At 65.7% G+C, this 24,909-nt stretch carries 19 protein-coding genes and 1 riboswitch; of the genes, 11 read left to right on the forward strand and 8 right to left on the reverse strand.

Going from position 1 to position 24,909, the window contains the following annotated elements; all coding sequences use genetic code 11:
• The first annotated feature begins 66 nt into the window (after positions 1-66).
• Positions 67-1,467 (forward strand): BLUF domain-containing protein, encoded by a 1,401-nt coding sequence (locus ACQY4Y_RS10600; protein WP_428490512.1) that lies wholly within the window; start codon positions 67-69, stop codon positions 1,465-1,467.
• Between the two features lie 183 nt (positions 1,468-1,650).
• Here ACQY4Y_RS10600 and ACQY4Y_RS10605 read toward each other — a convergent pair whose 3' ends face one another.
• Positions 1,651-2,778, reverse strand: a complete 1,128-nt coding sequence (locus ACQY4Y_RS10605; RefSeq protein WP_428490513.1) for an OmpA family protein — start codon at positions 2,776-2,778, stop codon at positions 1,651-1,653.
• Positions 2,779-3,149: 371 nt separating this feature from the next.
• Positions 3,150-5,183 (reverse strand): DNA mismatch repair endonuclease MutL, encoded by a 2,034-nt coding sequence (mutL, locus tag ACQY4Y_RS10610; RefSeq protein ID WP_428490514.1) that lies wholly within the window; start codon positions 5,181-5,183, stop codon positions 3,150-3,152.
• A gap of 477 nt (positions 5,184-5,660) precedes the next feature.
• On the opposite strand from mutL, the gene ACQY4Y_RS10615 reads away from it, so the two are divergent.
• From ACQY4Y_RS10615 to ACQY4Y_RS10650, 8 genes are all read left to right on the forward strand, one after another.
• The gene (locus ACQY4Y_RS10615; RefSeq protein WP_428490515.1) at positions 5,661-6,242 is read left to right on the forward strand and encodes an SspB family protein; all 582 of its coding nucleotides are present in this window, start codon (positions 5,661-5,663) and stop codon (positions 6,240-6,242) included.
• Positions 6,243-6,412: 170 nt separating this feature from the next.
• Positions 6,413-8,062 carry a fumarate hydratase gene (locus ACQY4Y_RS10620; protein ID WP_428490516.1) on the forward strand — a complete coding sequence of 550 codons (1,650 nt, stop codon included), beginning with the start codon at positions 6,413-6,415 and terminating at the stop codon, positions 8,060-8,062.
• Entirely contained in the window at positions 8,062-8,463 is a 402-nt protein-coding gene (locus tag ACQY4Y_RS10625; protein WP_428490517.1) for a VOC family protein, read from the forward strand. The genes ACQY4Y_RS10620 and ACQY4Y_RS10625 overlap by 1 nt, the downstream gene beginning before the upstream one ends.
• 109 nt (positions 8,464-8,572) lie before the next feature.
• Positions 8,573-9,736: a tRNA preQ1(34) S-adenosylmethionine ribosyltransferase-isomerase QueA gene (gene queA / locus ACQY4Y_RS10630; protein ID WP_428490518.1), complete on the forward strand. Its 1,164-nt coding sequence runs from the start codon at positions 8,573-8,575 to the stop codon at positions 9,734-9,736.
• 126 nt (positions 9,737-9,862) lie between these two features.
• Positions 9,863-10,306 carry a hypothetical protein gene (locus tag ACQY4Y_RS10635; RefSeq protein WP_428490519.1) on the forward strand — a complete coding sequence of 148 codons (444 nt, stop codon included), beginning with the start codon at positions 9,863-9,865 and terminating at the stop codon, positions 10,304-10,306.
• Positions 10,307-10,443: 137 nt separating this feature from the next.
• On the forward strand, positions 10,444-12,135 hold the full coding sequence (locus ACQY4Y_RS10640) for a thiamine pyrophosphate-binding protein (protein WP_428490520.1): 1,692 nt from the start codon (positions 10,444-10,446) through the stop codon (positions 12,133-12,135).
• 1 nt (position 12,136) lies between these two features.
• Complete coding sequence (locus ACQY4Y_RS10645) at positions 12,137-13,087, forward strand: 3-hydroxyacyl-CoA dehydrogenase family protein (protein WP_428490521.1); 951 nt, start codon at positions 12,137-12,139, stop codon at positions 13,085-13,087.
• On the forward strand, positions 13,084-13,845 hold the full coding sequence (locus ACQY4Y_RS10650; protein ID WP_428490522.1) for an SDR family NAD(P)-dependent oxidoreductase: 762 nt from the start codon (positions 13,084-13,086) through the stop codon (positions 13,843-13,845). The genes ACQY4Y_RS10645 and ACQY4Y_RS10650 overlap by 4 nt, the downstream gene beginning before the upstream one ends.
• A gap of 55 nt (positions 13,846-13,900) precedes the next feature.
• Here ACQY4Y_RS10650 and ACQY4Y_RS10655 read toward each other — a convergent pair whose 3' ends face one another.
• The 5 genes from ACQY4Y_RS10655 to ACQY4Y_RS10675 all read right to left on the reverse strand — a co-directional run bounded on the left by ACQY4Y_RS10655 (position 13,901) and on the right by ACQY4Y_RS10675 (position 19,535).
• A complete protein-coding gene (locus ACQY4Y_RS10655; protein WP_428490523.1) occupies positions 13,901-15,274 on the reverse strand; it encodes an outer membrane beta-barrel protein in 1,374 nt (457 codons plus the stop codon).
• 147 nt (positions 15,275-15,421) lie between these two features.
• Positions 15,422-16,822, reverse strand: coding sequence for an ammonium transporter (locus ACQY4Y_RS10660; protein ID WP_428490524.1), 1,401 nt, complete (start codon positions 16,820-16,822; stop codon positions 15,422-15,424).
• A 25-nt stretch (positions 16,823-16,847) separates the two neighbouring features.
• The gene (locus ACQY4Y_RS10665; protein WP_428490525.1) at positions 16,848-17,186 is read right to left on the reverse strand and encodes a P-II family nitrogen regulator; all 339 of its coding nucleotides are present in this window, start codon (positions 17,184-17,186) and stop codon (positions 16,848-16,850) included.
• Between the two features lie 353 nt (positions 17,187-17,539).
• On the reverse strand, positions 17,540-18,985 hold the full coding sequence (gene glnA, locus ACQY4Y_RS10670; protein ID WP_428490526.1) for a type I glutamate--ammonia ligase: 1,446 nt from the start codon (positions 18,983-18,985) through the stop codon (positions 17,540-17,542).
• A gap of 211 nt (positions 18,986-19,196) precedes the next feature.
• The gene (locus ACQY4Y_RS10675) at positions 19,197-19,535 is read right to left on the reverse strand and encodes a P-II family nitrogen regulator (protein WP_428490527.1); all 339 of its coding nucleotides are present in this window, start codon (positions 19,533-19,535) and stop codon (positions 19,197-19,199) included.
• Positions 19,536-20,034: 499 nt separating this feature from the next.
• Here ACQY4Y_RS10675 and ACQY4Y_RS10680 point away from each other — a divergent pair, with 499 nt between their 5' ends.
• Entirely contained in the window at positions 20,035-21,201 is a 1,167-nt protein-coding gene (locus ACQY4Y_RS10680) for an aminotransferase (protein WP_428490528.1), read from the forward strand.
• Positions 21,202-21,302: 101 nt separating this feature from the next.
• A riboswitch (cobalamin riboswitch) is annotated at positions 21,303-21,490 on the forward strand.
• Between the two features lie 83 nt (positions 21,491-21,573).
• Positions 21,574-23,601 (forward strand): TonB-dependent receptor plug domain-containing protein, encoded by a 2,028-nt coding sequence (locus tag ACQY4Y_RS10685; protein ID WP_428490529.1) that lies wholly within the window; start codon positions 21,574-21,576, stop codon positions 23,599-23,601.
• 83 nt (positions 23,602-23,684) lie between these two features.
• On the opposite strand, the gene ACQY4Y_RS10690 is transcribed toward ACQY4Y_RS10685, so the two are convergent.
• Positions 23,685-24,809, reverse strand: a complete 1,125-nt coding sequence (locus tag ACQY4Y_RS10690; protein WP_428490530.1) for a DSD1 family PLP-dependent enzyme — start codon at positions 24,807-24,809, stop codon at positions 23,685-23,687.
• Positions 24,810-24,909: the final 100 nt, after the last annotated feature.

A 24,909-nucleotide genomic window follows, 5' to 3' on the forward strand; every position in this document is an offset into this window, starting at 1 on the left:
GTATGCCGCGGGCCGGAGATCTGCATTCGGGTGTCCCTGATCGGCAAGAAACGATGGGGAGCGGCCATGCTGGATACCCACGCCTCGACACCCACCGCCAGCACAGCGTCCGTCAGTGCTGGTTCAACGGCAACGCCATCGTTATCGACGATGGTCTACCGCAGCCGGGCGGTGCGTCCGCTGTCTGGATTGGATTTGTATCGATTGACCCAGGCGGCACAGACGCGCAACCGTGCCGAATCCATCACCGGGCTGGTGCTGTACGACGATTCGCGCTTCTTTCAATGGTTGGAAGGACCGCGTGACAGTCTGGCCAGGGTCATGCGGTCGATCCTGAACGATGTTCGCCATACCGACATCGAGATCCTGTACGACCAGCCGATCGCCGATCGCTGTTTCGGTGACTGGAACATGCAGTTGGCGACGCTGGGCGGTCGCAACGGTGCATGGAAACGCGACGTCGTTCAACCGTCCAGGCAGCTTATTCTCGACCTACGCCGAGATCCGGATGCCGCGCCGGCTTTGCTTGCCAAGCTGGTACCGCGCAAACTGGCGTTGCCGTCAAGCGGCTTTGCCGCACCTGACTTGGCGCCCCTTGCGTCCCACGCACCGACCGCGACGATCTTGCAGAACCTGATTCTGCAAACGGTGATGCCGCGGGTTGCGGCCAGGCGAGCATTGGCAGGGGGCACCCATATGCCGCCACCGGGTCCGCTCGACGGTCCGGTCGAGCAACTCGCGGGTCTGCTGACCGGATCCGACCCAGCAGCAGCGGCTGAACTGATCAGCCAGATCCAGGGCGGCGATGGATCGGATTTGCGGCTTTATTCAAGCTTGTTCGAGCCGGCGGCGCGCCGGTTGGGCGACTTGTTCAGCCAGGATCGTTGTAGCGACGCGGACGTTACATTCGGCCTCTGTCGATTGCAGACCGCGATCCGGGTACTGGGTGCCGGCAAACCTCCCCGATCGCGACCGATGCTGTCCGCCCCCGCTGTGCTGCTGGTGCCTCAGCCGGGCGAGCCGCACGGGTTGGGCGCGGCTCTGGGTGCGGACGTGCTATGGCACGCCGGGTGGGTGCCGCGCTGCGATTATCCCGCCGACGACGCCGCGTTGCAGGCGCTGCTGGCGAATACCTGGTTCGATGCGCTGAACATTTCGCTGAGTCCCGCGTTGTGCCGCGGACACTGGCTAGGGCGGGTTTCCAGCACCATTGCCGGGGCGCGCGCGGCGTCTCGCAACCCGGACCTCGCTGTCCTGGTCAGTGGGCGGCTATTCGCCGAACAAAAAGCGGATTGCCTGTCGGTCGGTGCCGACGCGGTGATTCCCACTGCCTTGCAGATTACGCGCGCCATCCTGCTCGCGGTCGCGCGCGATCGGTCTCAGCCGACCGCTCCGCCCGCGCCGGTTTCGCGCAAGCCGCTGGCATGCCTGCCAGCCGGCAATCTTCAGCCGGCGCATCCCGGCTGAAGATTGGGCGATGATCGCGCGGATGCGGACCGTTCACCCGCGCGATCATGCTACACCGCCGGTCATGGCACGGAGCCGGGCATGCCACAGAGCCGGGCATGCCACAGAGCCGGCGTTCAGGCTGTCATCGAGGCCAAAGGCCCGGCGATCGGATGACCGACCGCCAGGCCAACCGCGCGGCGATCAGCGGACGATGATTTCGACACGCCGGTTTTGCGGCTCGCGAACCCCGGGTCCGGTCGACACCAGCAGGTGGGTTTCGCCCAATCCGTGGATATCGATGGCGTTCTGCGGCACGCCGTCGCGGATCAACTCGCCGGCCACGGCACGCGCCCTTCGTTCTGAAAGACCAACGTTGTAGCGGGGCGTGCCGGACGTATCGGTATAGCCGTTCACTTCGATCCGGGTGTACTGCACCCGAGTCGAATTATCCGCGGCTTCCTTGACGATCGCCCGGGCGCGATCGGTCAAAGTCGCCTTGTCCCAGTCGAAGAACACCAGGTAGGACCGGGCGGCGGCGGGCGCTGGCACCGCCACCGGCGACGGTGCCGCCGGCGGCGGCGGGGTCGGCGCTCCGAAATCGTAGCGGATACCGATCAGCAGGGCATGGTTGAAGTCGTTGCCAAGCTTCACCCGGCCGTTGGTGTCGGCAACGCCGGGCGCAGTTTCCACCGTGGCGTCATAGCTGCGGTCCGCCGTGCCGAGAAACCGATACTCGATAGTGGTCGCCAACTGCGGCAGAAACCGGAATGGAATCACCGCCCCGATGATCGCCTGATAGGCCAGCGCGCCGCGGCTGTCATCGGAGAACTGGCGCGGGAAGCCGGTGGCATCATTATAGGTATGGAATGAGTTCAGCCGCGTCCACTGATAGCCGACGCCGACACCGGCGTAGGGTGCCACATAGGGAAAACTCGGGATCAAGCCGGTCAGGTCGTAGACCACGTTGAACATCGGCCCGAACTTGGTCTCACCGCCGCCGGCGCCTGCCGGGTAGCCGAAATTCTTGCCGCTGGAAAACCCGTTGTGCCGATAGTCGCCCTCGAATTCGAGCCGTAGCCCGTTGCCAAGACCGTAGCCGAGGGCGCCGACCGCGACCCCGCCGAAATGCGAGGCCAGGCTGGCATCCGAGGTGTTGCCGTTGGCTCCGACGATGTGCTCGTTCTGCAGAAAATTGCCGCCGCCGCCGAAGCTGACATAGGGCCCGGTCACCGGCGGTGGGTTGAAGGTCTGCGCCTGGGAACTCAGCGGCGCCGCGATCAGGGGCGCCGCGATCAGCGTCGTAGCGAGCAGCATGGTTTTCAATTTCATTCGTCAGTTCCTGAACTCGGTGGGTAAGGCTTCGGTGCCCGCGGGCCGGCAGCCCTTACCGAGTGCGAAGTGTCCTGGCAACCGAATTGATAATCCGCGATTTTGTTCGATTTCAGACCGGTGTCGTGCCGGTTCGGCGCAAATCCGCCGGCGGAGCGGCGCTGATGCCGGCGCGGCCGCGGCGACGTCGCGCCGATCACCCTCAGAGGTCGTCCGCGACCCTCTGATCCGGCGATGACGCTGGCGTCGGCGCCACCACCGCCGCCCCCGAAGCCGTCGACAGCACGGAGATGTGATTACAAAGCGTAATAAGTCCGGATACCCATCGCCGATCGGCCCCTCGCCATCGTGGCCGCGCCCGAGGCACCCGCTCAGCGGCGCCCGAACAGCTTCTCCAGATCCAGCCGCGACAATTTCAGCACCGTCGGCCGGCCATGACTGCAGGTCGAGGCCCGCGGCGTCGCCTCCATCGCCCGCAGCAGCGCGTTCATTTCCGCCGGCGCCAACTTGCGTCCGGCGCGAATGCTGCCGTGGCAGGCCATCCGCGCGATCACCGCGTCGAGCCGCGCCGATAGCACCGTCTGTTCGTCGAACGCGGCGAATTCGTCCGCCAGATCACGCAGCAGCGGGCCCGGTTCGGCCGGCCCCAGCACCGCCGGCAGCGCCCGCACCAGGATCGCCCCGACGCCGAACGCCTCCAGGTCCAGTCCCAGCCGCCCAAGCTCCGCGGCCCGCCCCGCCAGCCGTGCCACGTCGGCGGCGGCCAGGTCCACCACCGCCGGCAGCAGCAGCGGCTGGCTGCGCACCGTCCCGGCCAACAGCTGGGCGCGGATCGCCTCATGCGTCAGGCGTTCATGCGCGGCGTGCTGATCGACCAATACCAGCGCGCCGTCGGATGCCACCGCGATGACGTAGGTATCCAGCACCTGGGCCACCGGCGCGCCCAGCGGGTGCTCGGGCAACGGCGCGGCGGCGGCGATCTGACGCGCCGCCGGCGCGGCGAGCAACCCCAGTTGCGCCTCGGCCAGCCCGGCGTGACCGCCGCCGGGAGCCGCCCGGTCGATCATGGCTCGGTCGATCATGGCCCGGTCGATCATGGCGGGAAGGCCGTCGCCGCCGTTATCGGCGGGCACCGCCGGCGCCGGATAGATCGGCCGCGCTGGCCGCCCGCCGCCCGACCACCCGCTGGCTCCAGACCACGCCGACGCCGCCATCCCGATGGCCGATCCGGCCGCCATCCCCAGCGCTCGCCGCACCGAGCCGATCACCAGCGCGCGCACCGCGCCGGCGTCGCGGAACCGCAACTCGGTCTTTGCCGGATGAACGTTGACGTCCAGTTGCTCCGCCGGCAGGTCCAGGTAGAGCGCCACCACGGCATGCCGTCCGGGCGCCACCACGTCGCGATACGCCAGCTTGACCGCGGTGCGCAGCACCGGATCGGCGACCGGGCGGTGATTGACGATCAGCGCCTGTGCCGCCGGTGTCGCCCGGGTCAGCGCCGGCGAGCAGGCATAGCCGCTGAGCCGCAGGTCACCGCGGGTCTCGTCCAGCGCCAGCATCGCCGCCGCCGCCTCCGCCCCCAGCAGCGCCGCCACCCGTTGCAGGCGCGACTGCGCCGGCGCCTCGAACGCCACGCGCCCGTCGAGCTCCAGCCGGAACGCCACCGCCGGCGCCGCCAGGGCCAGCCGGCGCACCGCCGCCTCGGCGTGCTCGGCCTCGACCCGTGCCGATTTGAGGAACTTACGCCGCGCCGGGGTGGCGAAGAACAAGTCGCGCACCACGACCCGGGTCCCCGCCGCGCCGGCGGCCGGCGTCACCGCCGAGACCCGGCCGCCCTCGACCGAGATCGTGCTGGCATGATCTGCCGCCGCGCCCGCGACCCCTCCCGCCTGATCCGCGCCCACCCGGCCTGCGCCCACCCGGCCTGCGCCCACCTGACCCGCACCTACCTGGCCCGCACCCACCTGACCCGGACCCATCTGAGCGGGGTCCGCTTGATCGGGCTCGGGCGAGCCGGTTGCGGCCGCACCGGGGTCGCGTTGGTTCGGCGGCAAGCGTGACCGTGAGGTGATCCGCAGCCGCGCAGCCGCGCCGATCGCCGGCAGCGCCTCGCCGCGAAAGCCCAACGTGGTGATCCGCAGCAACGTCTCGTCGGCCAGCTTCGAGGTGGCATGGCGGCGCACGCAGAGGCCGAGTTCGGTCGCCGACATGCCGATGCCGTCGTCGGTGACCTCCAGCCGGTCGATGCCGCCGCCGTCGAGGCACACGGTGATTCGTGTCGCGCCGGCATCCAGCGCATTCTCGACCAGTTCCTTGAGGGCGGCGGCCGGCCGCTCGATCACCTCGCCGGCGGCGATGCGATTGACCGTGGTCTCGGGCAATAGCCGGATCCGCGACAGCGGCATGCTCAAGGCGTCCCCCCGCAAGCGCCGAACGCGCTGCTTTCACCAGTCCCCGCAGCCGTCTTAAACCGCAGCCGTCTCAACCGCGACCGTCCCAACGCCAGCCGGCCCAACGCCAGCCGGCCCAACGCCAGCCGGCCCAACGCCAGCCGGCCCAACGCCAGCCGTCCAGCCGGACCCGTCGCAAAACGCCACGCAGCAGCGACTGCGAAGCGCATATTTACTTGGCGTCGCGCGAGGGTGCTGTCCACCGGGCGCAAGATCACAGCCTTGCCACGGCAACGCCCGGTGGCATCGCCAGCCTGCATTCCACCCTGCATCCCACCCTGCATTCCACCCTGCATCCCACAGGGCGGTCCTCCAAGGCGCCCCCTGCCGGCAGCCGTGGAACCGGTGGCCTGCCAGCGGCCCTATCGGAACCCTCTTTGCCGCCCTGCCCGGACGCGCTATGGGTGGGGCGCCACAGGCGCGAGGGCACTGATGGAAGACGATCAGCAGCAGCGGCCGGAGAGTCTGCTGCCCTATGAGACATGGATCGCCCAGGCGCTGCGCCACGTCGTGGCGCAGGCGGTCGAGCACGTGGCCACCGCCGGCCTGCCCGGCGGGCATCATTTCTACCTCACCTTCCGCACCGATCACCCCGGCGTGCAGATCCCCCCGCGAGTGGCCGCGCAATATCCCAATGAAATGACCATCGTGCTGCAGCATCAGTTCTGGGACCTGACGTTCAATCGCGCCACCCAGGCGATCGGGGTCGGCCTGTCATTCGGCGGCGTGCCGTCCCGACTGGTCATCCCGCTCGACGCGGTAGTCGAATTCGCCGACCCGCATATCCGCTACGGCCTGCGCTTCCAGGTCGCGGACCCGGCGGTCGCGGCCTCACGACCGCCGTCCCCGGCCGGCAAGCCCGAGGGTCGCGGCTCGGCGGCGGGGGAGGACGCAGCTGGGGAAGACGCGGCTGGTGAAGGCCAGGGCGCTGACTCCGACGCCGCGGCCAGGGCCAGCGAACCGGCTCAGGTGGTCAGCCTGGACGCCTTCCGCCGCCGCTCACCGCAGGATTGAGCACCGCCGAGCCCGGCGGCTGAAAGGATCGTGACGTGGCTTCCCCCACCCAGCGGCCCGCCGCCCCCGCCGCTGACTTGGCCAGTCCGGCCGCTCGTTCCACCCAAGACGCTGGCCAAGACGCTCGCTCCGGGGCAGCCCCTCGCCCGGCCGGATTTCGTTACAGGCCGATGTTCCCGCTGGCCGCCGACGCCACGTCCTGGCGCCGGCTGCCGATCGAGGGCGTGCGCAGCGTCAGCATCGAGGGCAAGCGCGTGCTGCGGATCGCGCCGGACGCGCTCAGCGAACTGGCCCTGGCCGCGTTCCGTGACGTGTCCCACCTGCTGCGTCCGGCGCACCTGGCGTCGCTGCGCGCCATCCTCGACGATCCCGAGGCCTCCGCCAACGACCGCTTTGTCGCCCTCGACCTGTTGAAGAACGCTAACATCGCCGCCGGGGGTGTGCTGCCGATGTGCCAGGACACCGGCACCGCCATCGTGTTCGGCAAAAAGGGTCAGCGCGTCTGGGTCGACGGCGACGAGGAGGAGGCGCTGTCGTGGGGCGTGCATCGCACCTACACCGAGACCAATCTGCGCTATTCGCAGATGGCGCCGTTGTCGATGTTCGAGGAGGTCAACACCGGCAACAACCTGCCGGTGCAGTTCGACATCATGGCCGCCCCCGGGGAGGACCATGCCGACGAGTTCCATCTGATGTTCGTCGCCAAAGGTGGCGGGTCCGCCAACAAGACGTTTCTGTTCCAGGAGACCCGCGCCATCCTGAACCCGGCCGGCCTGGCCAAATTCCTCGAGACCAAGCTGAAGACGCTCGGCACCTCGGCCTGCCCGCCGTACCACCTCGCCATCGTCATCGGCGGTACCTCGGCCGAGCTGACGCTGAAGACCGTCAAGCTGGCCTCGACCAAGTGGCTGGATGCGCTGCCGACCGCCGGCGACGCCAGCGGCCATGCATTCCGCGATCTCGAGCTCGAACAGCTGGTGCTGCGGATCTCACGCGATCTGGGGATCGGCGCCCAGTTCGGCGGCAAATATTTTTGTCACGACGTGCGCGTGGTGCGGCTGCCGCGGCACGGCGCGTCGCTGCCGGTTGGCATCGGCGTCTCATGCAGCGCCGATCGCCAGATCAAGGCGAAGATCACCGCTGAGGGGGTGTTCCTGGAACAGCTCGAAACCGATCCGGCACGCTTCCTGCCGGATCTCCCCACCGCCGCCATGGGCACAACCCAAGGCGACGAGGCCGCGCCCGGTCACCGCGGCGATCCCGCTGACGCCGCGGTGGCGATCGACCTCGACCGGCCCATGGATGAGATCCGCGCCGAGCTGAGCCGCCATCCGGTGAAGACCCGGCTGTCATTGACCGGCACCCTGGTGGTGGCGCGCGACATCGCCCATGCTCGGCTTTCCCAACGGCTCGACAATGGCCAGCCATTGCCCGACTACCTGAAGCAGCACCCGGTATACTACGCCGGCCCGGCGAAGACCCCCGACGGCATGGCCACCGGCAGTTTCGGCCCCACCACGGCTGGGCGGATGGACAGCTACGTCGCCGCGTTCCAGGCCGCCGGCGGCTCGCTGGTGATGCTGGCCAAGGGCAATCGATCGAACGCCGTCAGGCAAGCCTGTCGCACTCACGGCGGCTTCTACCTGGGCAGCGTCGGCGGTGCCGCGGCGCGGCTGGCGCAGGACTGCATTCGTCGCGTCGAGGTGCTGGAGTTCCCCGAACTCGGCATGGAAGCGGTCTGGCGGATCGAGGTCGAGGACTTTCCCGCCTTCATCGTCATCGACGACAAGGGCAACGACTTCTACGACGGGCTCGGCTGATGCGCTTCACCATCGACCGCATCGATCATCTGGTGCTGAACGTCGCCAGCGTTGAGATCAGCGCCGCCTGGTATCAGCGCGTGCTGGGCATGGAGCGCGAGGATTTCGGCGCCCAGCACCGGACCGCGCTGAAATTCGGCGGTCAGAAGATCAACCTGCGCCCGGTCGATGCCGATGTCGGATCCTGGCCAACCGGAGTGAACGCCGACCCCGGCGCCGGCGACCTGTGCTTCATCACCGCCATACCGCCGGACGAGGTGATCGGCCACCTGCACGACAACGGCGTGCAGGTATTGCAGGGCCCGGTGGAGAAAGCCGGCGCTCTGGGCCCGATCCAGTCGGTGTACTGCCGCGATCCCGACGGCAACCTGGTCGAGATCGCCTCCTACCAGCCGGGTTGAGTGATGCGACCGACCGATCTACGTCGATGATGCCGACAGCCTGGCTTCTGGTCGGATCGGTCGGCGGCATTGCGCCTGGTATCGACCGACCGGATAGCGATTCGCCTCGATGACCACGGCGCCGGACAGCGATCGGGCCGACAGCGGCGCGGCAGCGACCCATCAGGCCGCGCCTGAGCCGGCGGCGACCGCTCAGGCGGCGACCGACCAGGTCGGCGAACCGAGCGTGGGCGAGCTCGGCTTGGCCGACTTCGACTACCCGCTGCCGGCCGGGTTGATCGCCCAGCAACCCGCGCGCCCGCGCGATGCCGCCCGGCTGCTGCGGGTCGGCCGCGACGGCCTGACCGACCGCGCGATCCGCGACCTGCCTGGCCTGCTGCGCCGTGGCGACATCCTGGTGGCCAACGACACCAGGGTGTTTCCGGCGCGGTTGCAGGCCAGCCGCGGCGCGGCGCGGATCGGCCTCACGCTGGACCGGCCGCGCCCGGACGGGGCCTGGCACGCGCTCGCCCGCAACGCCCGTCGGCTGCGTCTTGGCGACACACTGGCGATCGAGGCCGCCGACGGGCTGACCGCCCAGGTCATCGACAAGGCGGCCGACGGCAGCCTGGTGCTGGCGTTCGGCCGCGACGGCGAGGCGCTGATGGCTGCGTTCGCGCAGGCCGGCGCGCTCGCCCTGCCGCCCTATATCCATCGCCCGCACGGTCCCACCGCGGCCGACGAGGGCGACTACCAGACGGTGTTCGCCCGCCATCCGGGCGCGGTGGCGGCGCCGACCGCCGGGCTGCATTTCACCCCAGGCCTGCTGGCGGCGCTCGACGCCGCCGGGGTGCGCCGGGCCACGCTGACGCTGCATGTCGGCATCGGCAGCTTCCTGCCGGTGCGCGCGGAGCGGGTCGCCGATCATCGCATGCATGCCGAGTGTGGTGAGATCAGCGCCGCCACCGCAGCGGCGATCAACCAGGCGCGGGCGGCCGGGGGCCGCGTTGTCGCCGTCGGCACCACAAGTCTGCGGCTGCTGGAAAGCGCGGCGGCGGCGGACGGGTCGGTCACGCCGTTCCGCGGCGACACCGAACTGTTCATTCTGCCGGGCTACCGGTTCAAGACCGTGGATCGGCTGCTGACCAATTTTCACCTGCCACGCTCGACGCTGCTGATGCTGGTCGCGGCCTTCGCCGGACGGCAACGGATACTGGCCGCCTACGCCCACGCGGTGGCGACTGGCTACCGATTCCATTCCTATGGCGACGCGTGCTTGCTCGAGCGGTTATAGCAAGCCTACTATTGTCGTAATGATTTGCTTGACATCGCAGGGCTACGATCCGCTATCTTGAACTGTGGTGGAAACGTCCTTCGCCGCCCCGCCTGCCGTCTCCGGCGCGTCCGAAGGAACACACAGTTGAAGACAATCGAAAGCGTCATGCTCGTCACGCCGGTCAGGAGAGTTGTGCCCGCGGAACATTGTCGGCCGGTGCGCGGCATTGCCGGCTTCGGGTCACCGGCTTTGGGCGCCCGACCGATCAAGCGGTTGGTGCTCGGGATTCTCTTCGCTGCGATGTTGCAGTCCGGCACCCGGGCGCAGCCCGACCAGGCGGTTGATCCGACGATCGGCATGGGTCCGCCGTTCGGTCTGCGTGGCCGGTCCTGCAAACAGTATGACGACACCGGGCGGCTCTACATCTACAGCGAGGGGTTGCCTGATATCAGCATCATCTCTTGGCTGCAACGATCGGCCAACGGCACTCGGCCAAACGTGCCGATGCCTGAGGCGCTGGCGCAGGCTCTGCCACTGCTGCCGGGCTGCCTGCCAGGCAAGCACCACGCCGCATCGGCACACGGCTGACCCCTGCGACCGGCGAAACGCCTAGCCACTATCGCGCCACGCAAAGTCCCCACCGGGTCAATCACCGCTCCCGCCGCCGGAGTTTCCAGGCCGCCCCAACTCGCTCTAAGCTCCGGCGCGCACCAGGGGGATCAGCCATGCCACAAAGCGAACCGGTCACCGGGGCCGAGTACCTGGCGCGGAGCCTGGCGGCCAACGGCACCAGCCATGTTTTCTTCATCGACGCCGTGCTGCGCCGGACCCTGATCGAACTGGGCACGCTGGGTATCCAGCGCGTGCTCGGTCACAGCGAGAAAGCGGTCGCCTACATGGCCGATGGCTATGCCCGGATCGCCGGCCGGCCGGGCGTCTGCTTCGCCCAGTCGGTGGGCGCGGCAAACCTGGCCTCCGGGCTGCAGGATGCCTATCTCGGCCGCAGCCCGGTGATCGCGATGACCGGTCACAAGCAGATTTCGATGCAGTATCGCAACGCCTACCAGGAGATTCCGCACACCCCGCTGTTTGCGCCTGTGACAAAATTCTCCGCCCGGGTCGACCAGGCCGCCGACTTGCCCCGGCTGATGCGCCAGGCCTGGCGCGAGGCAATGACCGGCACGCCCCGCCCCGCCCATCTCGACCTCAACGGCCTGCAGGCCGAGGTGATCGAGGCCGGCGCGGTGCATGAGCCCCCGGTCGCCGATCGCGCACTGCAACTGACAATGCCGCCGCATGGTCCGCTCGCCTCGGCGGCGGACATCCAGCACGCCGCAGAATGTATCTTGCAGGCAACGAACATCGTGATCGTGGCGGGCGAAGGTGCAACCGCGTCTGCTGCCGGCAAGGAAATTCTCGCGCTCGGCGAATTACTGGCGGCCCCGATCGCCACGTCCTTGGGCGGTCGCGGACTGATACCCACCCGCCACCGGTTGTCGATCGGGTGCGCCGGGAGCTACGCCGCCCCGCCGGCCAACCGGATCGTCAATCAGGCGGACCTGGTGGTGTTCATCGGCTGCGACACCGGCGATCAGGTCACTCATGGCTGGCGCATCCCGGCAATCGATACACCGTGCCTGCAGATCGACCTCGATCCCGCCGAGATCGGCCGTTCCTATCCCAACACGACAGCAGTGATGGGCGACCCGAAGGCTACCCTGGCGGGCTTGCTCAGCGCGCTCGGCCGGCCGCGGCGAGACCCTGCGTTCGCTGATCGCGCCGCCGCCATCGTCTCCGCCTGGCGGCACGACCGCGCCGCCGCGCTGGCCAGCCACGCCGCGCCGATCTGGCCCGATCGCCTGTGCGACGAGATCACCCGTGCCCTGCCAACCGACGGCATCCTGGTCGCCGATACCGGTTATTCCGGCATCTGGAGCAGTTCGCTGATCGAGCTCAACGGCGAAGGGCAGACGTATCTACGGGCAGCCGGATCACTCGGCTGGTCGTTTCCCGCCGCCCTTGGCGCCAAATGCGCGGCGCCGCACCGCAAAGTCATCTGCTGGTCGGGCGACGGCGCGCTCTACTACCACCTGAGCGAACTGGAAACCGCCCGGCGTCGCGGCATCGCGGTGGTGCTGGTGGTGAACAACAATTCGGGCTTCGGCCAGGGCTGGCCGAAAATCCAGCGCCAGCAAGGCAACAAGCCCGGAGACGTCGCCGAACTGGTGCGCTTTGGGCCGACCAATTTCGCCGACCTGGCCCAGGTGTTTGGACTGCACGGCATCCGCGTGGAAGACCCGGCGCAAATCGGCCCGGCGCTGCGCGAAGCCCTGGCATCGGATGAGACCGTCGTGGTCGACGTCGCCACCGATATCGATTGCCGAGCGCCTGAGCCTTGGCTGCCGGAGGGGGTGTAGCATGACCGAAGTCGCGGTCCTCGGCGCCGGCCTGATGGGCCACGCGCTGGCCCTGGTGTTCGCGCTTGGCGGACATCGCGTTCGTCTCACCGATAACGACGCGGCAACCCTGGCACGCGCGCCCGGCCTGATGGTCACCGCGCTGACAACGCTGGCCGAGGCCGGCGAAGCCGACGGCACCTGGAACCGGCAGCGGCTCGCCAACGCGGTGCGCTGCGTCCCGGCACTCGCCGAGACCGTCAAGGGTGCCACCCTGGTGATCGAGGCGGTGGTCGAGCGCCCCGACGTCAAGCGCTCGCTCTACGTCGAGCTTGAAGGGCTGATGGAACCCCAGGCGATCCTCGCCAGCAACACATCAAACCTGGATATCTTCCCGCTGGTGCCGGCCGGTCTGCAGGCCCGGACCATTATCGCGCACTGGTACACGCCGCCCTACCTGTGCGATCTTGTTGACCTCTGCCCGGGCCCCGGGACCGATCCTGCCGCCGTCATCGCGGTGCGCGATATCGTCGCGGCGATGGGCAAGGCGCCGGTGGTGTTCAAGCAGATGGTGCAAGGCTATGTCGCCAACCGCCTGCAGGCGGCGATGCAGCTTGAAGTCTATCGATTGCTCGACGAGGGCCTGGTCACCGCGAAAGACATCGACGACTCGGTGCTGCACGGGCTGGCGCTGCGCATACCGATCCTCGGCATCATGGCCAAGGCCGACTTCACCGGATTGTTGCTGATGCAACAAGGCATGCGCAACCGCAGCTACACGCCGCCCGAACCGCACGACCATAGCGAAACACTGGACGCGCTGATCGCCGAGGGGCGCACCGGGGTCATGGCCGGCAAAGGCTATTTCGACTGGGGCGGACGCACAGCTGAGGAATTGTTCCGCGAGCGCGACCGCAAACTGCTGGCACTGAAACAAGCATTGCGGGCGATCGGCCCGATGGAGGGCAAATGATCCACTACGACCTTTCCGGCAAAACTGCATTGGTCACTGGAGGTGCCTCCGGCATCGGCTTGGCCACCGCCAGGATGCTAGCGGGCTTCGGCGCGACGGTGGCGGTGAACTTCCTGAGCGATGATCCGCGCGGGCCCGAAGCGGTCGACCGACTGATCGCGGATGGCGGTAAGGCGTTGATGGCTCCTGGCAGTGTCGCCGATGCGAACGACGCAGTGCGCATGGTTGAGCAGGCCGTTGCCGAACTCGGCCGCCTTGACCTGCTGGTCAACAATGCCGGCACGCCTGGCACCCGGCACCGGATCGCACCGCCGGCGCTGGATCTGATCACCGAAGAACTCTGGTCGCTGCTGCTGGAAACCAACCTGCTTGGGGTGTTCCGCTGCGCCAAGGCCGCGGCGCCGGCTTTGAGGAAGGCTGGGGGTGCAATCGTCAACACCGCCTCGATCGCCGGTCTGGGTCGAGCCGGCAGCAGCCTGGCCTACGGCGCGACCAAGGCCGGCGTCGTCAGCCTGACGCAGAATCTGGCGCGGGCGCTGGCGCCCGAGGTGCGGGTAAACGCCATCGCTCCCGGCGCGGTGGACAGTTCCTGGATGGTGGAGTGGAGCAACGAGGAACGCCAGCAATCGATCGAACACGCGCTGCTGAAGCGCCGCTGTCAGCCGGAGGATCTGGCCGAGGTTATCGTGTTTCTGGGCTTCGGCGCGGCGATGGTGACCGGACAGACGGTGACCGTGGATGGCGGTTTGACGCTGTAGGCGGTTCGGCGGGCCTGGGAAGCTTCCCTGGCCCGCCGTCGCGGTCGAGGCCGGATCAGAACGTCAGCACAGCGTCGGATGCGATGGTGAACGAGCTGTTGTCTTTGTTGCTGTTGAACGCCCGAGCGCCGCCGAGGTCGGTGTCCCAGCGGATTTCCGGACGGAGCAGCAGGCCGCTGACCACGGGCGGCAGATTGGCCGGTTTGTAAGTCACGCCAAGGGTAATTTCGCCGTAGGTGGTCTGATGCAAGGCTGTGCTAAGCGGAGTCCCGAAGCCTTTCTGAAACTGATCGAAGCCATTGTTGGCGCCGAAGCCAGCGACGAAAAAGTTGTTGTCATCTCTAAATAGTTCGCCACGTCCATTGAGCGTGAGCGTATCGGTTAGCGTGTAGCTGGCATATTGGGCGATGCCGAGGCCGTTGGATGCCGATGGTTTGCCGGTGGCGAAACCGGTTGCTCCGAAGTCGTCACGAATCCAGTCCAGTTCGGTTGTCAGGGTGAGCGCCGAGGTCGCCTTGTAGGTGATGACGATGTCATTGAAGTATCGATAGTAACCATCGGCGTTGAAGCCGGCGGGCGATAGCGCGCGCGAAGCATTCTCGGGTCCGAGGTGGGTCAGTGCCAGAACGGTCAGATTGCCGTCGAGCAAGGTCAGGTTGACGCCGCCGAGAAACGCCACGGCACTGTTATTCTCGCCCAACGGCCCGAATGTGGTGTTGGACCCAGTGTCTGCTCCGAGGTAGACGTCCAGCATCGGGTTGACATGGCTGATAGTCAGGACGCCGGTATGCTTGAACGGCAAGCCGAAGTTGAAGATGTAGGAATGCGAGTAGAACGGGTTGGTCGAAGGGTCGATCGTTTCGTAGCCCAGGGGTGTCACATACTGGCCCGCCTTAAGGTCGACACCACCGGAGAATAGCACCGGCAGGTGGAACAGGGCATTGGCTTCGACGATGTCAAACTGGTTGCGGTCGTAAGGATTGACCCGGTCGAGCTCGCCAAGGAAGTGGGTGTAGCGGGCATCGGAGCCGTACATGCCCTGCAGCTTGAAGCCCCAGTCGAAGTCGGTCGCCTTTGGGTCGAGCGGTTTATTGGCGGTCAGCAGAATTTGGTTGAGCAGAAGCGTGTTCGGCTTATCGGTGAACAGCTGGCCGAAATTTTGTTTGGGGCCCGCGAAGTTGCCGGTGATGCCACCTTCAATCTGAGCCGACAGGTGGATGCCATCGATCCAGAAGCCGGGCGGCGGCGCCGGAGCAGCGGCGGGCGCCGGAGTAGGGGAGGGCGCCGGAGCAGGGGAGGGCGCCGGAGCAGGGGCTGCTTCGGTCGCGGCCGGTGGCGCCGGCGTTTGTGCCGCTGCCGGTATGACATTTGTGGCCATCGCGGTTGCCGCGGCGAGCCACGCGCCGTGCCGCAGTTTCATTATGGGCATTAGTTGCGTTCCATTCTGGTCTGATGCAGACGTAACTGAAGACGTCCCGAAGCAACTATATGAACAATCTGTTGCGGTGGGGTGTTCATCTGGCAACACACAGACAAAAACGGCGCCCCGAGTTGGCCGGGACGCCGTCTGACAGACTTAAAAGATCTGCTCGCCGTGCAGAACGATATCGAGCCCTTCGCGCTCTTCGTCCTCACCGACGCGCAACCCGACCAGCGCCTTGGTGACCATCAGCAGGATCAGCGTCATGACACCGCTATAGACCAATGTTGAGCACACGCCGATGGCTTGGAGCTTGAGCTGCGCCAGACCTCCGGGGCTGCCATCCGGCGAGGCATCGGTTGCCGACAGCGGACCGTAGGAGAACACACCTGTCAGCAGCGCGCCGACGATGCCGCCGATACCGTGCACGCCGAAGCAGTCCAGGCTGTCGTCATAGCCCAGCAGATGCTTCAGAGTGGTGGCTGCCCAAAAGCAGATCACACCGGCCGCGACGCCGATCACGATCGACCCACCGGGCAGCACGAAGCCCGAAGCCGGGGTGATGGCGACCAACCCGGCAACGGCGCCGGAGATGACGCCCAGCACGGATGGTTTGCCTTTGGTGATCCACTCCGCGAACATCCAGCCCAAAGCCGCCGCGGCGGTGGCGATCTGAGTCACCGCCATCGCCATGCCGGCGCGGCCGTTGGCCGCGACCGCGGACCCCGCGTTGAACCCGAACCAGCCGACCCAGAGCAGCGAGGCGCCGATGACCGCAAGCGACAGGTTGTAGGGCGCCATGTTGTCGTTGCCGTAGCCGACCCGTTTGCCAAGCACCAGCGCACACATCAGACCGGCGATGCCGGCATTGATATGCACGACGGTGCCCCCGGCGAAGTCCAGGATCCCCATCTGGTTGGCCCATCCCGACGGCGACCAGACCCAGTGCGCAATCGGCGAGTAGACCAGCAAAGACCACAACGCCATGAAGATGCACATCGCCGAGAACTTCATGCGATCAGCGAACGCGCCGGCAATCAGCGCCGGGGTAATGATCGCAAACGTCATCTGGAACATCATGTAGACCGTTTCGGGAATCGTGGTCGTCATATCCGCGACGCCCTTCACGCCCGAAGCCAACACGAAAGCCTGCGAATCGTTTCCCTTGACGATGTGCTCGCCGATCCCATTCAGCAAGATGCGCGAAAAATCGCCCATGTAGGCGTTGCCGGTGGTAAAGGCGATGCTGTAGCCAGCCACCATCCAGACGATCGTTACAATACAGCAGATGGTGAACGACTGCATCATCGTCGCCAGCACGTTTTTCTTCCGGACCATGCCGGCATAGAACAGCGCCAGGCCGGGCACCGTCATCAGCAGCACCAGCGCGGTGCTGCTCAACATCCAGGCGGTATCGCCGGAATCGAGTTTCGGTGGGCCGGCAGGCGCCGCCGCGGCGGCGGCCGGCGCGGCGGCGGTTTGCGCCAAGGCCGGCAACGCTAGCAACAGAGCGAACAGCAGCGCGCTCAGTCCCCAGAAATAACGGGGTCTCTTCATAGTCCTGTTTCCCTCTGCTTTTTGTTTACAGCGCTTCGGTATCGACTTCGCCGGTGCGAATACGCATGGCGCGCTCGATGTCGATGACGAAGATCTTGCCATCGCCGATCTTGCCGGTATGCGCGGCCTTGGAAATCGCCTCGATCACCTGATCGGTCAGGTCATCCGGCACCACGACCTCAATCTTGATCTTGGGCAGGAAGCTGACGTGATATTCCGCCCCACGATAGATCTCGGTCTGACCCTTCTGTCGTCCAAAACCCTTGACTTCGGAAACCGTCAGGCCCTGCACGCCAAGCGGCGTCAGGGCCTCCCGCACGTCGTCGAGCTTGAACGGCTTGATGATGGCCATGATGAGTTTCATGTCGGCCGATCCTCCGGTTTTTCGTCGCGGTGGGGGAAGTCCTGCATTTTTCGGTCCTGTCCTGCCGTTTCGCCGCGCCGCTACGATGAACAACGGCCAGACGCGCTTCCGGTAGAATCAACAATCATGCCAACGTCATCTTAGCGCGGCGGCGGCATTTTCACCGATACTTCACCGACACCGATGCACATTAATCAGGCAGTTGCCCGCGCACGGTCCTCTTGGTCCGCGATACGGTTTTCCCCATCGATCAGCCGCCGCCCATCGGCTTGCCGACGAAGACGTCGGTAATTTGGTTTAGACAAAAAAACCCCGCCGCAAAGACACGGCGGGGGCCGATTGATGTCCAGTTTTTAGACCGAATAGTACATTTCGAACTCGACCGGATGAGGTACATGTTCGAAACGATATACCTCATTCCACTTCAGTTCTATATAGCTCTCGATCTGGTCGGAACTGAACACGCCGCCCTGCAGCAGAAAGTCATGGTCGGCGGTCAATGCCCCAAGCGCCTCACGCAGGCTGCCGCATACTGTCGGGATACCCTTCAGTTCTTCCGGCGGCAGGTCGTACAGGTCCTTGTCCATCGGGTCGCCTGGATGGATCTTGTTAATGATCCCGTCCAGCGCCGCCATCGTGATCGCGGAATAGGACAAATAGGGGTTGCAACTAGGATCCGGGAAGCGAACCTCGACCCGCTTGGCCTTCGGGTTGGTGGTGTATGGGATGCGACACGACGCCGACCGGTTGCGAGCCGAATAGGCCAGCAGAACCGGCGCCTCGAAGCCCGGGATCAGTCGCTTGTAGCTGTTGGTCGAAGGGTTCGAAAAGGCGTTGATCGCCTTGGCGTGCTTGATGATGCCGCCGATCGCATACATGCAGGTCTCAGAAAGGTCGGCGTAGCCATTGCCGGCAAACAATGGCCGTCCAGCCTTCCAGATCGAGATATGGGTGTGCATGCCCGACCCGTTGTCGCCATAGACCGGTTTCGGCATGAACGTCGCCGTCTTGCCGTAGGAATGGGCGACGTTGTGCACGCAGTACTTGTAGATCTGCATCTGGTCCGCCATTGCGGTCAGCGCGCCGAACTTGAAGCCGAGTTCGTGCTGCGACTGCGCGACCTCATGGTGGTGCTTTTCGATGGTCAGTCCCATCTCCCCCATCGTGGACAGCATCTCCGCGCGCAGATCGCTGTCGCCATCGACCGGCGGAACCGGGAAGTAGCCTCCCTTCACCGTCGGACGGTGACCCATGTTGCCTTCCGGATAGTCCTTCAGATTGGAACCGGGGCCTTCGACGCTGTCGACCTGAAAGCTCGCGTAGTTGCCGCCGGTGCCGAACCGTACGCTGTCGAAGATGAAGAATTCGGCCTCGGCGCCGATGGAAACGACGTCGCCGACGCCGCTGGACTTGACGTAGGCCTCGCACAGCTTGGCGGTGGCGCGCGGGTCGCGGGCGTAGAACTGACCGGTGGACGGCTCGATGATGTCGCACACCACGATCATGCTGGGCTTGGCCGAAAACGGGTCCATCGTCGCGGTCGCCGGGTCCGGCATCAGAATCATGTCGCTCTCGTTGATCGCCTTCCATCCCGCGATCGATGAGCCATCGAACATGATGCCGTCACGGAACGCATCCTCGTCCATGGTCGAGACATGCTGGGCGGTATGCTGCCACTTGCCGCGGGGATCGGTGAATCGCAGATCCACATACTCAACTGAGTTGTCGCTGAGCATCTTGAGCACTTTGCCCACGTCGTTGTCCGCGTCTGATGCTGCTACTGCCGGCTTCTTCGCCATCCTGGTATCCTTGTTGTCTGTCTGAAAGCCAAAACCATCCCGCCCGTCATGCGGCGCGGCAACCGAACGACCCCAGCATTCGCGGGGCTCATCTGTCCTGTCCCGCTAGCCACGCCCGGCAGCGGGTTGGAAACCCAATAAATCCGTTCTGAGTGGGAAATCGCACCCGCCCAAACCGGCGGGAGCGGAGAGACCGGGTCGGGCAAGCCGATTAGATCGCGTCCTCCCCACGTTCGCCGGTCCGAATGCGAATAACCTCATCGACACCGGAAATGAAGATCTTCCCGTCGCCGATCCGGCCGGTGCGAGCAGAGTTCACGATCGCCTCGACCGCTCGCTCCACAACCGCATCCTCGCAAATGACCTCGATCTTCACCTTGGGCAGAAAGTCCACCACGTACTCGGCACCGCGGTAAAGCTCGGTGTGACCCTTCTGACGGCCAAACCCCTTGGCTTCCACCACGGTAATGCCTTGCAGTCCAACCTCGTGCAGCGCCTCTTTCACTTCATCGAGTTTGAACGGCTTGATGACGGCTTCGATCTTTTTCATGCTCATCAAGCCCGGTTTAGCCGGGCCTCCCACAAAGTTCAGGCTGCCCGGGTCGCATCAGGAATGTCATGCGGCGTGAACAGCGCCACAGGTTTGCATGCGGCGTGCCAAGCTACAACGACGAAGGTTGCATGGTATCCACCTTTTTGGCCGTTTAATTGCCGGTCCGTCCCCGCCCAGCCGCAAAACCGGCGCCCCCAGCCGCCGGCCGGCTTGGTGCTCACCGCCGCGACCGAGGGCATCGCCGGTTCCCGCCAAGCGCCGTGCCGAATATCGACGGCGCGTTGCGCCGCGCCAACCGCAAAACCGACTGCCGCTTATTTGCTCAGAGGAAACGGATGCAGGTCGCCCGTTTTTTATGCATCGGGTGGAGTCAATATAGACTGCCGCTATGCTTGCCTCCTGGTCTTCCCAGTGCGAGTTGAGAACGGCAGTCCAATGTCTCGCGCGGTGCGCCCCAGCCAGTCTCGCGCGACCAAACCACGACGGAGTATAACCGATGCGCGGAGCCAACAGCTACCTGGGATCGATTGGCACCACCATCTTCACGGTGATGTCGGCGCTCGCGACCGAACATCGATCGATCAATCTTGGCCAGGGCTTTCCGGACACCGACGGTCCGGCGGATATCGTGCAAGCCGCCTGCGACGCACTGCGCGACGGCCGCAATCAATATCCGCCGATGCCCGGCGTGGCTGACCTTCGAGAAGCCGTCGCCGGGGCAAACCGGCGGTTTTATGGCCTGGACATCGACGGGGCGCGCGACGTCACGGTGACATCCGGCGCCACCGAGGCGATCACCGCCAGCCTGATGGCGGTGGTCGACCCCGGCGATGAGGTGGTCCTGATCGAGCCGCTCTATGACACCTACGTCCCGGTTGTTCGTATGCTGGGCGCCGTCCCGCGTATCGTGCGCCTGTCGCCGCCGCATTGGGACCTGCCGTTCGACGAACTCGCGGACGCGTTTGGCGCCAACACCAAGGCGATCCTGTTCAACTCGCCGATGAACCCGTGCGGCAAGGTGTTCACCGCCGACGAATTGGGCTTCGTCGCCGATCTGGTCACCCGCCACGACACCTACGCGATCTGCGACGAAGTCTACGAACACCTGACGTTTGATGGGGCCAGGCATATTCCGCTGATGACGCTGCCGGGCATGCGCCAGCGCACCATGCGGATCGGCAGCGCCGGCAAGACGTTTTCGCTGACCGGATGGAAGGTCGGCTACGTGACGGCCAGCGCGGCGCTGACCCCGCTGGTGCAAAAGGCGCATCAGAACCTCACCTTCACCACCGCGCCCAACCTGCAACGCGCGGTCGCCTTGGGCTTGGCCAAGGACGATGCCTACTTTGTCTCCCTCTCGCGCGACCTGCAGGCACGGCGGGACCAGCTTGCGCAGGGCCTGGCCTCGATCGGATTCTCTGTCCTGCCCACGCACGGCACCTACTTCCTCACCGCCGACTTCGCGCCGCTTGGTTTCGTCGGCGACGACCTCGCATTTTGCCGTCACATTACCGAACAGGCCGGGGTGACCGCGATCCCGGTCTCGGCCTTCTACGAGCAACCCGGGGCTCCACGGCATTACGCTCGCTTCGCCTTCTGCAAGCGGCAAGAGGTGCTGCAAGAAGCGATCGACCGCCTGAAACGTCACTTCGCCGCCCGGTGATGCCGCGCCTCGGAGCCGATCGAAACCGCGAACCGTCGGCGCGTCCGGGCGCCGCGTAACGTCGGCGTCGGCACGTTTCCAGCCGAAGCATCGGTGCTCTATACTGCGCCTCAGATGACGGTGGCCCAGACGGGCTGAAACGGGAACTGCCGAACGGCGGCTGCCCTCGCAACTGTAAGCGGCGAGCCAAGTCCTTATGCCATTGCCTCGGGAGGCGCCTCCTGGGGTGAGAAGGTGGACCCAGGCCAAGACCCGCGAGCCAGGAGACCGGCCGGCATCGAGACTGCGCGTGTGCGCCGGGCGAGGTGAACCGGGGCTACGGGGAGAAACCCGTATGCGGGCAATCGACACTACGGTCGATGGAGTAACCGCATGCGCCTTGATCGCGCGACCTGGCTGTCACGGGCTTGGCTGTCCCTGGCTTGGCTATTACTGGCCCTGCTGTCGATAACAGCGGCAAGCGCCGGGGACGCTCCGCTCGCCATACCCGAAACGGTGGTAACCGCGACGCGGGTGCCGACCCCGATCGAGCAGATCCCGGCCGGTGTCACCGTCATTGATCGAGCAACGATCGATGCACACGGCTATAATACGATCGCCGAGGCGCTGTCGGATGTTCCCGGACTGCATGTCAGCCCGTCCGGCGGCCCCGGCGGCCAGACCAGCGTGTTCCTGCGCGGCACGAACTCCGACCACGTTCTTGTGCTGCGCGACGGAATGCCGATCAACGACGCCGCCGATCCGACCTCGGCGTTCAATTTCGGCGTCGATACCTTGTCCGACGTCGAGCGGATCGAGATCATCCGCGGGCCGATGGCGGCTCTCTACGGGTCGGGGGCCATCGGCGGGGTGATCAACCTGATCTCCCGCCGAGGCTCCCAGCCCGGCGTGCATTGGAGCGGCGACCTGGCCGGGGGTTATCCGGCGTTGGTGCGCGGCAATCTGACCGCGAGCGGCATCCAGGGGCCGGTCGATTTCGCCATCACCGCCGAGTCGCAGTCGCAGCGCGGCTACGATGCCCTGCCGCAGCGGGAAAGTTCCTACACCGGTGTGCCGCAAGGGTTCCGCGACCGGATCCTGACCCTGAACCTCGGCTACACGCCGGTCGAAGGCACTCGGCTGTCATTGTTTCTGCGCGCCGACACCAGTTATTTCGGTTTCAACACACTGGGCACCCCGACATTCGACGACTCGAACTCCAACGGCCAAGCGAGTTCCTTGCTGGGTCGCATCGGCGGCACCACCCACCTGTTCAACGGCCAACTGGAAACCGGACTGTTTCTGGGACAGTTGCAGGATGATCGACGCTATCTGGAGCCACTGGCGCCGGCCGATCCGAACCAGGCGGCGTCGGATTCGCGTTACCACTCGTACCGCACCGATCTGCAATGGAACAACACGCTGCACCTCGATGATCTTATTGCGCTACCCGGGTTGTCCGCCAGCGCGATGACTTTCGGCTATGAATTTACCGGCGACACCGCCAAGGTCCGGGTCAACGAGAATTTTGCCGGGTCCCCATCCACCCAGCGCACGTCGGCGTACATGTCCACCCATGCAGCCTATGCCGGTCTGCAGACCACGCTGCTGCAGCGGTTGGCGCTGACCGCACAGCTGCGGCAGGATTGGGTGGACCAGAACGCGCCGACCACTTGGCGGGTCGGTGGGGTGTACGACCTCAAGCGGATCGCCACCCACCTGAAGGTTGCCTATGGAACCGCGTTCCGCGCGCCTTCCTTGTTTGATCGATTCGGCGTCGATTCTTTCGGCTATGTCGGCAATCCCAACTTGAAGCCGGAACAATCACAAGGCTGGGAAGCCGGCTTCACCAGTGATATTCCGGCCGCTGGACGATCCGATTTCGCGACCCTTGGGGCCACCTATTTCGACCAGCGCATCCGTGACCTGCTGGTAAACGTACCGACCTCCGAGACGATGAACACCGAGGTGAACCTGGCTTCCGCCCATCTGCATGGCGTGGAGACCGAGGCGACCTTGCGCCCGGCATACTGGATCGACCTGCACGCCACCTACAGCTTCCTTAACACCGCCTCGGACGGCGAACCGGCTGGCCAAGGCTCTCAGTTGCTGCGAAGGCCGCAAAACCAGGCGTCCGCCGACGTGACGATACGGCCGTTGACCGGACTGAGCGTCGTCACCACTGTTATATATACCGGATCCGATCGGGATTTCCTGATCGATGATAGCGGCAACAACAGCTTGCAACCCGGCGTCGGCCAGCATGGACTAGTCGCCAACCTCGCGATCAACTACCGGCTGACGCCCCGTGTCGAGTTCTATGTCAACGGTTGGAACATCTTCTATTCGAAGTTCGAGCCGGTGAATGGCTACCAGATCCCTGGGCCGACCGCGCTGGCCGGTATCCGGTTTCGGCTATAGCAAGGTTGAACTCTGCCCGAACCCGCGTCATGCGAAGCTTGCTTGCGCACGACGAGTGCGACGCACCCCTTGATCCCGGTGATTCAGCTCAGGCCGCCGCGCGCGGCCACCGGCCACAGGCACTCGACACGGCGGTTGCGCACGCCGACATACCAGTCGAACTTGTCCACCGTCGGGTCGCAATGGCCGGGCACCAGCCGGAGCTTTTCACCGACCTTGGGCGCTGCGGTCTCGCTGGCGTATTGCAGTTTGCCGTGCTCGTCCGAAGCGCTGGTATAGCGAATGTCCGGCCGCTCCCAGACCGTGGGTAACCCGGAATCCACCGCCACCGCCTTGTGCCCTGCATCCAGCACCGCGACGCCCGTCTGTGCCTGGCTCATCACCGATGCCAGCACGAACAGCGCATGGCGGAACGTGCCGACCGGCGCGCCCTCTTCGTCAAGGTTCCTGGCGTAGTCCGCGTCCATGAAAACATAGCTGCCGGCCTGCATTTCGGTATAGACACCCGACTTCGATTCCAATTCGAACGTTCCGGTGCCGGCGCCGCCCACGATCGCGCAGTCCAATCCTTGTTGACGCAGTTGCTCCACCGTACGCCGCGATGCGTCGACCGCGCCGCCGATCAAAGTCCGCCGTTCCGCTGGCGTGCGCTTGTGCTGAGCACTGCCGTGGTAGGCCTGCAGCCCGCCGAACACCAAGTGTTTTGACCCGGCGATCCGCTTCGCCAGCGCCACCGCGTCCGGTCCGGGCTGGACCCCGCAGCGCCCGGCACCGACGTCGATCTCCACCAGCACCGGCATGCGAACGGCGGCGTCGGCCGCCGCCGCCTCGATCGCCGTGATCTGCCCGGCATCATCGGCACAGACCGCGACCTTGGAAATCCGCGACAGCGCACAAAGCCGAGCCAGCTTGGCCGCGCCGATCACCTCGTTGCTGACCAGGATGTCGGGAATGCCACCCCAGGCCAGCACCTCGGCTTCCGCCACCTTCTGCACACAGTTGCCGACCGCGCCGCGCGCCATCTGCAGCTTGGCGATGACCGGGGATTTGTGCGTTTTGGCATGCGCCCGCAACTTCACCCCGGTCGGCGCCAGTAGCGCCGCCATGGTATCGAGGTTTGCCTCGAAAGCGTCCAGGTCGATAACCAGGGCAGGGGTGTCGACCTCCTCTTCGCGCATGCCGGGAACGGCGGGGGGCATTTGCAACATGGGCTTGTTCCTTCAGGAGGCCGGCCAGTTTCGCCGCATCCCCGGCCATCGGCAACCCAGGTTCGATCTCTTTTTAAGAGATAATCCTATATCATTTAAT

This window comes from Rhodopila sp., from assembly GCF_965277165.1.
Taxonomy (GTDB): Bacteria; Pseudomonadota; Alphaproteobacteria; order Acetobacterales; family Acetobacteraceae; genus Rhodopila.